This is a genomic window from Myceligenerans halotolerans (genome assembly GCF_054782975.1).
In genome coordinates, this window is sequence record NZ_BAAGRL010000034.1 from 157623 (window position 1) to 169331 (window position 11709).

8 protein-coding genes and 1 pseudogene are annotated in these 11709 nt (G+C 71.6%); all 9 read right to left on the minus strand.

Annotated elements, in window-relative coordinates; genetic code table 11:
• Window positions 1-4 precede the first annotated feature (4 nt).
• Window positions 5-1054 carry a N5-glutamine methyltransferase family protein gene (locus ACYVK5_RS20800; RefSeq protein WP_460707894.1) on the minus strand — a complete coding sequence of 350 codons (1050 nt, stop codon included), beginning with the start codon at window positions 1052-1054 and terminating at the stop codon, window positions 5-7.
• Window positions 1055-1139: 85 nt separating this feature from the next.
• Window positions 1140-2240: a peptide chain release factor 1 gene (gene prfA, locus ACYVK5_RS20805; RefSeq protein ID WP_460707895.1), complete on the minus strand. Its 1101-nt coding sequence runs from the start codon at window positions 2238-2240 to the stop codon at window positions 1140-1142.
• A gap of 117 nt (window positions 2241-2357) precedes the next feature.
• The gene (gene rpmE / locus ACYVK5_RS20810; RefSeq protein ID WP_123813364.1) at window positions 2358-2573 is read right to left on the minus strand and encodes a 50S ribosomal protein L31; all 216 of its coding nucleotides are present in this window, start codon (window positions 2571-2573) and stop codon (window positions 2358-2360) included.
• Between the two features lie 305 nt (window positions 2574-2878).
• A complete protein-coding gene (gene rho, locus ACYVK5_RS20815; protein ID WP_460707896.1) occupies window positions 2879-4792 on the minus strand; it encodes a transcription termination factor Rho in 1914 nt (637 codons plus the stop codon).
• Between the two features lie 297 nt (window positions 4793-5089).
• Window positions 5090-6064, minus strand: a complete 975-nt coding sequence (gene thrB / locus ACYVK5_RS20820) for a homoserine kinase (protein ID WP_460707929.1) — start codon at window positions 6062-6064, stop codon at window positions 5090-5092.
• An 83-nt stretch (window positions 6065-6147) separates the two neighbouring features.
• Window positions 6148-7248, minus strand: coding sequence for a threonine synthase (gene thrC / locus ACYVK5_RS20825; protein ID WP_460707897.1), 1101 nt, complete (start codon window positions 7246-7248; stop codon window positions 6148-6150).
• A gap of 2 nt (window positions 7249-7250) precedes the next feature.
• The gene (locus ACYVK5_RS20830) at window positions 7251-8534 is read right to left on the minus strand and encodes a homoserine dehydrogenase (RefSeq protein ID WP_460707898.1); all 1284 of its coding nucleotides are present in this window, start codon (window positions 8532-8534) and stop codon (window positions 7251-7253) included.
• Window positions 8535-8550: 16 nt separating this feature from the next.
• Entirely contained in the window at window positions 8551-8901 is a 351-nt protein-coding gene (locus ACYVK5_RS20835; RefSeq protein ID WP_460707931.1) for an SEC-C metal-binding domain-containing protein, read from the minus strand.
• 143 nt (window positions 8902-9044) lie between these two features.
• Window positions 9045-11538, minus strand: a pseudogene (gene secA, locus ACYVK5_RS20840) (preprotein translocase subunit SecA); the annotation flags it as partial.
• Between the last annotated feature and the right edge of the window lie 171 nt (window positions 11539-11709).

Genomic DNA, 11709 nt, shown 5'->3' on the forward strand with positions numbered 1-11709 from the left:
TCTTTCACGAGCCGGAGGTGGATTCGTCCCGAGAGGTCCGCCGGGCCACGACCATGCGCGGACGTCGCGTGAGGTCGTCCCGCGTGGTGGCCGGACCGAACGCGCCCGTGCGGTCCGCGGTCGCGCGGGCCGCGGCGGCCTGCACCTCGGCGTGCTCCATGACGAACAGGCCACCGGGCCGGAGCAGGCGCGCGGCCGCGGCGGCGATCCCGCGGGGGACCTCGAGCCCGTCCGCACCGAGGCCGTAGAGCGCGACGGGCGGGTCGTGCTCGGCCACCTCGGTATCGCGCGGCACGGCGTCGGGCGGCACGTACGGCGGATTGGAGACGACGACGTCGACCGCGCCGTCCAGCTCGCGCAGCGCGGTCCGCGCATCGCCGCGGACGAGCCGCACCAGCGCGGGGGCACTCCGGCGGGCGTCCGGCGGAGTGCCGCGATCCTCGTGCGATTCCGCGTCGCGGTCCGGTGCGGGTCTGGCGCCCGCGTCCGGCGTCGGCGACCCGGTGTCGGCGGGAGCAGCGGCAGCGGCAGCGGCGCTGGTGGCAGCCCTCACGGCGGCGATGTTGCGGGCCGCCCATCCGTGGGCGCGGGCGTCCAGTTCCACGGCGTACACCGAGCTCCCGGGCACCTCGGTCGCGACGGCGAGCGCGATCGCCCCGGACCCCGTGCAGAGGTCGACCACGACGGGCTCGTGGCGCTCTCCCGCGCGAACGAGGCGGAGGGCCTCGTCGATCGCTACCTGGGCGACCTGTTCGGTCTCCGGCCGGGGGACGAACACACCCGGGCCGACCGCCAGCTCCAGGTGGCGGAAGTGCGCGACGCCGGTCAGGTGCTGCAGCGGCTCGCGGGCCGCCCGGCGCGCGACGAGCTCCTCGAAAGGAGACCGGAAGTCGTCGGGCACCGCGGCACCGAGGATCGCGCGGCGGCGCACCTCACCGGGGTCGACGCCGAGAACGTGGGCCAGGAGCAGCTCGGCGTCGACGCGCGGGGAACCCACACCGGCGTCGGACAGGATGCGAGTGGCACCTGCGATCAGCTGGTCGGTCGTGCTCATCGGACCGGGCGCCTGCGTGCGCGGCACGAGGTTGCTTGCGTTTCGGGCGCCGAGGCGAAAGGAACCTCGTGCCACGACGGCGAGCTCATACCTCCCCGGCCTCCGCGAGCCGGGCGGACTCGTCCGCCTCGATCGCCGAGCGGACCACCGGCTCCAGGTCCCCGCCCAGGACCTGGTCGAGGTTGTAGGCCTTGTAGCCGGTGCGATGGTCCGCGATCCGGTTCTCCGGGAAGTTGTACGTGCGGATCCGCTCGGACCGGTCCACGGTCCGGATCTGGGAACGACGCAGGTCGGCGGCTTCGGCGGCGGCAGCCTCCTGCCGCGCGGCGAGCAGGCGGGCCCGGAGGACGCGCATCGCCGCCTCGCGGTTCTGCAGCTGCGACTTCTCGTTCTGCATCGACACGACGATGCCGCTGGGCTCGTGCGTGATGCGGACCGCGGAGTCGGTGGTGTTGACGGACTGCCCGCCCGGGCCCGAGGACCGGTACACGTCGATGCGCAGGTCGTTCTGGTCGATCTCGAGCTCGCCCGGGTCGTCCACCTCGGGGAAGACCAGCACTCCCGCCGCCGACGTGTGGATGCGCCCCTGCGACTCGGTGACCGGGACACGCTGCACGCGATGTACCCCGCCCTCGTACTTCAGGTTGGCCCACACGCCCTCGGAGGGGTCCTCGACGGCCCTGGCCTTGATGGCCACCTGCACGTCCTTGTAGCCGCCGAGCTCGGTGCGGTTCTCGTCGAGCACCTGGGTGGACCAGCCGCGCCGCTCGGCGAAGCGGAGGTACATGCGCAACAGGTCGCCGGCGAACAGGGCGGACTCGTCGCCGCCCTCGCCGGCCTTGATCTCGAGGATGACGTCCCGGCCGTCGTCGGGGTCGCGCGGGATCAGGACACGGCGCAGCCGTGCCGCGGCTTCCTCCTCGGCGGCCCGGAGGGCGGGAAGCGCCTCGGTGAACTCGGGGTCGCCGCCGTCCTCGAGCGCGGCGAGCTCCTCGGCGGTCTCGCGGTCCTCCCGTGCCCGCCGGAAGGCACGGTGCGCCGACACCACCTGATTGAGCTCGGCGTACCGCCGCCCCAGACTCCGCGCGCGCCCCTGGTCGGCGTGCACGCCGGGGTCGGCCAGCGCCCGCTCGATCTCGGCATGCTCCTCGAGCAGCGGTCCGACGGCGGAGAACTGCTCGGTCATCGTGGGGCTCCTAGGCCTGGTCGCATCTCGTCGGAACGAACGGCAGCGCCGGCGGTCCCGCGGTCCGACTGCCCCTGGAGAGGTTGTCGGCGCGGGTCCGCCGGCGCTGCTTGGGTGCTACTTGGCGGTCTTCTTGCCGTAGCGCGCCTGGAACCGGGCCACGCGGCCACCGGTGTCGAGGATCTTCTGCTTGCCCGTGTAGAACGGGTGGCAGGCGCTGCACACGTCGGCGTTGATCTTGCCGGACGTCTCGGTGCTGCGCGTCACGAAGGTGTTCCCGCAGGTGCAGGTCACCTCGGTGACGACGTATTCGGGGTGGATACCGGACTTCATGGATGCTCCTTGATCAGAGGCTGCCGGGTCGTCCCGCTGACTGCGGGCCGTGAAGCGGCAGGCCGAGGATCTATTCTGCCAGACCGCGGCGGCCTCTGTGGAGACCACCGCGGTGTGAGTTACGACGCGAGACCGGCTCAGCCGGTCCCCGGCCGCCGGAACGGTCGCGAAGACCGAGGACGCGAACCGCCGCCGCCGGAAACCGGTAGCGACGACGGCCGACGCCGAGGAACGAGGCGTCGCGTCGACGGAGCCCGGCGGCGGCAATGCCCGGCGCCCACAGGGCTGAGCCCGGCGGCTCGGGACTACACGGTCTCGCCGGGCTGCTCGTCGGTCAGCTTGCCCGGCGTCGTCTTCTGCACCTCCATGAGGAACTCGACGTTGGACCGGTGCTCCTTGAGCTTGCCCAGCAGCAGCTCGGTGGCCTGCTGCGTGTCGAGAGCGCCCATGACACGGCGCAGCTTGTAGACGATCGAGAGCTCCTCCTTCGACATGAGGATCTCCTCACGCCGGGTGCTCGACGCGTTGACGTCGATCGCCGGGAAGATGCGCTTCTCCGCCAGGGAACGCGAGAGCCGCAGCTCCATGTTCCCGGTGCCCTTGAACTCCTCGAAGATGACCTCGTCCATCTTGGAGCCGGTCTCGACCAGGGCAGTGGCGAGGATCGTCAGCGAGCCGCCGTTCTCGATGTTGCGCGCCGCGCCGAAGAACTTCTTGGGCGGGTACAGCGCCGCGGCGTCCACACCACCGGAGAGGATGCGTCCCGACGCGGGGGCCGCCAGGTTGTACGCGCGGCTCAGGCGGGTGATCCCGTCCAGCAGCACGACGACGTCCTGGCCCAGCTCCACGAGGCGCTTCGCCCGCTCGATGGCGAGCTCCGCGACCAGCGTGTGGTCCGAGGCGTGGCGGTCGAACGTCGAGGAGATGACCTCACCCTGCACGGACCGCGAGAAGTCGGTGACCTCTTCCGGCCGCTCGTCCACGAGCACCACCATGAGGTGGACCTCGGGGTTGTTCTTCGTGATCGAGTTGGCGATCTGCTGCATCATCAGCGTCTTGCCGGCCTTGGGCGGCGCGACGATGAGGCCGCGCTGGCCCTTGCCGATCGGGGCGACGATGTCGATCACGCGCGGCGTGAGCTTCGTGGCCTCGGGGTTCTCCAGGCGCAGGCGCTCCTGCGGGTACAGCGGCGTCAGGCTGCCGAACTCGGGACGGCCCTTCGCGTCGTCCGGCGTCATGCCGTTGATCGTGTCGAGCCGGACGAGCGCGTTGAACTTGTTCCGCGCGTTCTTCCCTCCCGCCGGCGGCTCCTCGCCCTCGCGGGGCTGGCGCACCGCACCGGTGATCGCGTCACCACGGCGCAGGCCGGACTTCTTCACCTGGTTCAGCGACACGTACACGTCGTTGGGACCGGCCAGGTAGCCCGACGTCCGGACGAACGCGTAGTTGTCGAGGATGTCGAGGATGCCGGCCACGGGCAGCAGCACGTCGCTCTCGGTGACCTCGACATTGTCGAACTCCACGTCCGGGCCCTGGCCACGGCCGCGACGCTTGCGGTCCCGCCCGCGGTCGCGACCCCGGCGGCGGCGCGAGCCCCGCTCGTCGTCCCGGTTGGCGTCGGCGCGCGGACCCTCGCTGCGCGGTCCGCTGTCCCGCTGGCGGGTGTCACGGCGCGCCTCGCCGCGACCGGTGCCGCCGTCCCGCCCGGTAGCGGTGCCCGAGCGGTCCTGCTTGCCCTGCCGGCTCTGGCCCTGGCGGCCGTCGGCGGTGTCGCCGTCGGGCTGGCTCTCCTCGGCGGGCGCGCCCTGATCACGACCCGCGCGCCGCGAACGCGGCTGCGCGACGGCCTCGGCGAGTTCGGCGAGCCGAGCGGCGCGGTCCTCGCTGGACGGGGCCGAGTCGGTGTCGGTGGTCGCGCTCGCCGTGGCGGGTGCGACGGCGGTCGCCACGGGGGCGGCGGACGCAGCCGCGACGGGAGCCGCGGGCTCCGCCGACTGCGGTGCGCTCGTCTTCTTCTGCGTGGGCCGGCGACGCGACGCTGCGCCGCCGCCGGAGACGGGCTCACCAGTGGTGGTTCGAATGGCCTCGACGAGATCGCTCTTGCGCATCTTCGAGATGCCCTTGACGCCGAGCTCGGAGGCGAGCGACTGGAGCTCCGCCAGGCGCATGGCGCTGAGCGCGCCGCTTGCCGGCTTGGCGTTATCGGTGGTGTCTGTCACGAAGGACCCTTCCCCCTCGGAACTGCGGCCTGCTCTTCTGGGAGGCCACATCGGCGGTGCGCCCACATGAGAACGGGCGCTGAAAACCTCGCATCAGTGGTACGACGTCGGCTGACGGGGGCAGTTGTCGGCCTGAGATGCGGCGGCCGAACGAACTCGCGCACACGAACACAGTGTGGGCGGTGGTGGTTCGGCCTTGCTCACGGGTTCGCGGCGTGATGACTCACATGATGCCGCTTTCAATCCCGAAAGGCTCACTGCATCCTACCACCTCGTCAAGGCTTGGTATCCGGAAACTCAGGCCCTTTTTTCCCGAGTCGCCGGCACGGACGATAACGCATCCGGGTGACCCGAAAGTCTCCTCGCCCGTGCGCCCGCGGTGTCGATCCCGGGCCGCAGCACCCGCCAGCCCGGCGCGTCGTCGACGAGCGACGCGAGAACGGCGTCCCGCCGCGCGACGTCCTGGCCCGCCGCAAGGACGAGCACCGAAGGGCCCGCGCCAGAGATGGTCGCCGCGAGTCCTTCCGCGCGTAGCGAACGCAGGAGCTCGCTCGATGCGCCGAGCACCGCGCCCCGGTAGGACTGGTGCAGCCGGTCCTCGGTCGCCTCCAGGAGCAGTTCCGGCCGGCGTGCCAGCGCCTCGACGAGCAGCGCGGCGCGGCCCGCGGTGAAGGCCGCGTCGGCGTGGCTGACGCGCGCCGGCAGAGCCGCCCGTGCTCGCGAGGTCTCCAGGCGCGTCTCCGGCACGATCACTGTCGCCTCGATCGCCGGATCGACCTCCAGGTCGACGGCGCGCGGCCCGTCGTCTCCCGTCCAGGCCACGGTGGCGCCCCCGGCGATGGCCGGCGCGGCGTTGTCGGGGTGGCCCTCGAACTCCGTGGCGAGCCGCAGCACGGTCGCGGCGTCGATGGCCCGGGGATCGGCCAGCAGGGCGCGCGCCGCCACGATCCCGGCGACGACCGCCGCCGACGACGACCCCATGCCCCGCCCGTGCGGGATCACGTTGCGGCACGTCATGTGGATCCCGGTGGGCGTGGCCCCCGCGAGGTCCAGCGTCCGGCGCAGGGCGCGCACCACGAGATGATCCTCACCGAGCGGCACCTCACCGGCGCCCTCACCCTCGACCTGGACGATCACCTCGTCGGCCGCGACGAGGCGCACCTCCACCTCGTCATGGACCGCGAGAGCGAGCCCCAGGGCGTCGTACCCCGGGCCGAGGTTGGCACTCGTCGCGGGCACCCGGACCACCACGTGGTCGGCACCGAGCTGCATCTGGTCTGCCTTCTGGATCATTCCGGTCCGTCGTTCTCGCGCCGATGGTGCTCGCGGGAGCTCCGGGGCCGATCGTCGTTTCCTCAGTCGAGTCCGAGCGCCGCGGCGATCGTGACGACGTCCGCGCCCACCTTGGTGGGCGTCACCTCGCCGCCGTCGGGTGTGCGCAGCGCCCAGCCCGGGTCCTTGAGCCCGTGCCCCGTCACGGTGATCACGATGCGCGCACCGGCCGGCACCAGCCCGCGCCCGGAACGCGCCAGCAGGCCGGCGACGCCCGCGGCGGACGCGGGCTCGACGAACACGCCGACCTCGGCGGACAGGATCCGGTGAGCGACGAGGATCTCCTCGTCGGACACGGCCTCGATCACGCCGCCGGACTCGTCCCGCGCGTCGATCGCCTGCTGCCAGGACGCCGGGTTGCCGATCCGGATGGCGGTCGCCACCGTCTCCGGCTGGTCCACCGGGTGGCCCTTGACGATAGGCGCGGCGCCGGCCGCCTGGAAGCCCCACATCGCCGGGGTGTGCGACGCCCGCACGGGCCCGGCCTCCGGGTCCGCGTACTCGGTGTAGCCCTTCCAGTAGGCCGTGATGTTCCCCGCGTTCCCGACCGGCAGGACATGCACGTCCGGCGCGTCACCGAGGGCGTCGACCACCTCGAACGCGGCCGTCTTCTGGCCCTGGATGCGGTCCGGGTTCACCGAGTTCACGAGCTCGACCGGGTAGGCCTCGGCCAGCTTCCGGGCAGCCACCAGGCAGTCGTCGAAGTTCCCGTCCACCTGCAGCAGCTGCGCACCGTGCGCGATCGCCTGGCTGAGCTTGCCCATCGCGATCTTGCCGTCCGGCACGAGCACCGCGCAGGTCATCCCCGCGCGTGTGGCGTAGGCCGCGGCCGACGCGGACGTGTTGCCCGTCGATGCGCACACGACGGCCTTCGCCCCCCGGGCGGCCGCAGCCGAGATCGCCGTCGTCATCCCCCGGTCCTTGAACGAGCCCGTCGGGTTCATGCCCTCGAACTTGACGTAGACCTCGGCGCCCACGCGATCGCCGATCGCCGGAGCGGGGATGAGCGGCGTGCCGCCCTCACCGAGCGTCACGACGTGGCGCGTGAGGTGCTCGGGAAGGCGGTCGGCGTACTCGTGGATCACACCGCGCCACTGGTGGGCGGTGGGTGCAGCGACGGTCATCTTCATCCCTCGACTCGCAGGACCGACATGATCCGGCGGACGGACTCGAGCCCGTCCACCGCGGCGACCGTGGCCGCCAGGGAAGCCTCGCGCGCGGCGTGCGTCGTGAGGACGAGCGTGGCGCTGCCGCTGGTGGCGGCCGTCTGGCTCACGGTCTCGATCGAGACGCCGTGGTCGCCGAGCACGCCGGCCACCTCGGCCAGGCCACCGGGACGGTCGGCCACCTCGAGGCGGACCTGGTAGCGGGTGACCGCCGCGTCCTGCGGCAGCACGGGCAGGGCCGCGTAGGTGGACTCCTGCGGCCCCTTGCCACCAAGCACGCGGTGCCGGCCCGCGGAGACGATGTCGCCCAGCACGGCCGACGACGTCGGGCGTCCGCCCGCGCCCTGCCCGTAGAACATGAGCGGGCCGGCCGCGTCGGCCTCGACGAACACCGCGTTGAACGCACCGCGGACGTTCGCCAGGGGGTGGTCCTTCGGCACGAGCGCCGGGTGCACGCGCGCGGAGACGCCCTCGGACGTCCGCTCGGCGATCGCCAGCAGCTTCACGCAGTACCCGGTGCGATCGGCCCACTCCACGTCCTCCGCCGTGACGCCGGAGATGCCCTCGCACGCGACGTCCTTCATCCGGACCCGGGTGTGGAAGGCGAGGCTCGCGAGGATGGCGGCCTTGGCGGCGGCGTCGTACCCCTCGACGTCGGCGGTGGGGTCGGCCTCCGCGTAGCCCAGCTCCTGTGCCTGCTTCAGGGCGACCTCGAGCTCCAGGCCCTGCGTCGTCATCTGGTCGAGCACGTAGTTCGTGGTGCCGTTGACGATGCCGACGACGCGCGTGATGTCGTCGCCGGCGAGGGACTCGCGCAGCGGCCGGACGATCGGGATCGCGCCGGCGACGGCCGCCTCGCCGTGGATGTCGACGCCCCCGGCGTCGGCCGCCTCGTAGAGCGACGGGCCGTCGTCGGCCAGGAGCGCCTTGTTCGCGGTGACGACGGCGGCCCCGCCCTCGATCGCCCGCAGCAGCAACGACCGCGCGGGCTCCAGCCCGCCCATCAGCTCGACGACGACGTCGGCCTGGTCGACCAGTGCCTCGGCGTCCTTGGTGAACAGTTCGCGGGGGATCGCGATGTCGCGCGGCGCGTCGACGTTGCGCACGGCGATGCCGACGATCTCCAGCGGCGCTCCGACGCGCGCCGAGAGGTCCTCCTGGTCGTACAGGAGCGTCTTGGCGACCTGGGTGCCGACGACTCCGCAACCGAGCAGGGCGACGCGCAACGGTCGGGGTGCGGTCATCGGTACTCGTGTCTCCTCACGCGTCGTTCAGGCCGTGACAGGCCTTGTACTTCTTTCCCGAACCGCAGGGGCACTGCGCGTTGCGCGGCGTGCCCGGGAAGGTCCGTGTGTCCCCGGGGCCCGACGCCGCCTGCTCGGTCGCCCCGGTGGCGGCGCGGCGGGCGCGACGGGTGCCCGGCCCCTGGACGAAGGCGGAACCGCTGCCGTCGTCGCTGGGCGCACTGTACGTCAACGGCGTCGGGCGCGGCCCTTCGAGTCCACGAGCCTGCAGCACGGGCATCGGCTGGGTCTCGGTCGGTTCCGGCTGGCCGGTGCCAAGGCGGCCGCCACGCGGCGGCACCTTCTCGTCGCGGCCCACCGTGGCCATCACGCTCGCCGGGCCCGCACCGGGCACGGGCGCCGCGCCCTGGCCGGGCACCGAGGGTCCGCCCGCCGGAACGCCGTCGGCGACGGCACCCGCGACGGCGCCGGCGACCGCGGCTTCCTGCTGTTCGCCCCCTGACTGCTGCACCGTCACCTCGAGGTTGAACAGGAACCCGACGGACTGCTCCCGGATCGCGTCCTTCATCGCCTCGAACAGCTGGAATCCCTCGCGCTGGTACTCCACCAGGGGATCGCGCTGCGCCATGGCGCGCAGGCCGATGCCCTCCTTGAGGTAGTCCATCTCGTAGAGGTGCTCGCGCCAGTTGCGGTCGGTCACCGACAGCACCACCCGGCGCTCCAGCTCGCGCATCGCGGTCGAGCCGAGCTCCTCCTCACGCGCGGCGTACGCGACACGCGCGTCGGAGAGGATCTCCTCGAGCAGCAGCTCGCGGCTGACGCTGCCGACACCGCCCGCCTCGGAGACCACGTCGTCGACGGTGATCGACACCGGGTAGACGTTGCGCAGCGCCGTCCACAGTCCCTCGAGGTCCCACTCCTCGGGCGCGCCCTCGGCCGTCGCCGCCGTCACGTACTCCGTGATGATGTCCGTGATGAAGTGCTGCACCTGTTCGTGCAGATCCTCGCCGTCGAGGACCTTGCGCCGCTCGGCGTAGATGATGTCGCGCTGGCGGGACAGGACGTCGTCGTACTTCAGCACGTTCTTGCGGATCTCGAAGTTGCGCGACTCCACCTGGCCCTGCGCGGACTGGATGCCGCGCGTGACCATCTTCGACTCCAGCGGCATGTCGTCCGGGAAGCCCGCCCGGTGCATCATCGCCTCGGCCAGGCCGGAGTTGAACAACCGCATGAGGTCGTCCTGCATGGACAGGTAGAACCGCGACTCGCCCGGGTCACCCTGGCGGCCGGAACGACCGCGGAGCTGGTTGTCGATGCGCCGCGACTCGTGGCGTTCGGTGCCCAGCACGTAGAGGCCGCCGAGCCGCGTGACCTCGTCGTGCTCGGCCGCCACGGCCTGTTGCGCCTGTTCCAGCGCCTGCGGCCACGCGGCCTCGTACTCGTCCGGCGTCTCGGCCGGGTCGAGGCCCTTGTCGGCGAGCTCCGTGACCGCGATGTGCTCGGCGTTGCCCCCGAGCATGATGTCGGTACCGCGGCCGGCCATGTTCGTGGCGACGGTGACCGCGCCCTTGCGACCCGCCATCGCGATGATCGAGGCCTCGCGCTCGTGCTCCTTCGCGTTCAGGACGCTGTGCGGCACGCCGGCCTTCTTCAGCAGCCCGGACAGGAGCTCGGACTTCTCGACGCTCGTCGTGCCGACCAGCACCGGCTGACCGGCCGCGTGGCGCTCGACGATGTCGTCCACGACGGCGTTGAACTTGCCCTCCTCGTTCTTGTACACGAGGTCGGGCTCGTCGAGGCGCTGGGGCGGGTTGTTCGTGGGGATGGGGACGACGCCGATGCTGTAGGTGCCCTGGAACTCGGCGGCCTCGGTCTCGGCCGTACCGGTCATGCCCGCGAGCTTGTCGTAGCGGCGGAAGTAGTTCTGCAGCGTGATCGTGGCGAGCGTCTGGTTCTCGGCCTTGATCTCGACGCCTTCCTTGGCCTCGATCGCCTGGTGCATGCCCTCGTTGTAGCGGCGGCCGGCGAGGATTCGGCCGGTGTGCTCGTCGACGATCATGACCTCGCCGTTCAGCACGACGTAGTCCTTGTCGCGCTTGAACAGTTCCTTGGCCTTGATCGCGTTGTTGAGGAAGCCGATCAGCGGGGTGTTCAGCGACTCGTAGAGGTTGTCGATGCCGAGGTAGTCCTCGATCTTCGCGATGCCTGGTTCCAGCACGCCGACGGTGCGCTTCTTCTCGTCCACCTCGTAGTCCTGGGTGGGCACCAGGCGGCGCACCACCTTGGCGAACTCGACGTACCAGCGGTTGGCGTCGCCGGAACCGGGGCCCGAGATGATCAGCGGCGTCCGCGCCTCGTCGATGAGGATCGAGTCCACCTCGTCGACGATCGCGAAGTGGTGGCCGCGCTGGACGAGATCGCCGGGCGACCACGCCATGTTGTCGCGCAGGAAGTCGAAGCCGAACTCGTTGTTGGTGCCGTAGGTGATGTCGGCGGCGTACTGCTCGCGGCGGACGGCGGGGGTCTGGCCCGACACGATGACGCCGGTGGACATCCCGAGGAAGCGGAAGACGCGGCCCATCAGCTCGCCCTGGTACTTGGCGAGGTAGTCGTTCGTGGTGACGATGTGGACGCCCTTGCCCTCGAGGGCGTTGAAGTACGCGGCCGTGGTGGCCACCAGCGTCTTGCCCTCGCCGGTGCGCATCTCGGCGATGTTGCCCAGGTCGAGCGCGGCGCCGCCCATGATCTGCACGTCGAAGTGGCGCTGGCCGAGCGTGCGCTGGGCGGCCTCGCGGACGGCGGCGAACGCCTCGGCCCGGATCTCGTCACGCGGGGTCCCTGCGGCGAGCCGCTCCTTGAAGCGCTCGGTCTCCTCACGGAGCTCGGCGTCGCTCAGCTCGTGGAAGCTGGGTTCGAGCCGGTTCACCTGCTCCGCGATGGAGTGCAGCTTCTTGAGCGTCCGGCCCTCGCCGAAGCGCAGGACCTTCTCGAGAATCGAGGGCACGCGGGTTCTCCCGGATCGGTCGGTGTGATACGGCCCACGAGTGGGCAAGGCCCATCGTAGGCCGTAAGGCTGGATGTTCGACACAACGTTGTCAGCCGGGGAAAGGTTGCGCCGCCCGGTTCGCTCAGGGGAGAACGGCGCGCGGTCCCCGGATCCGTGCGGTGTTCCGCG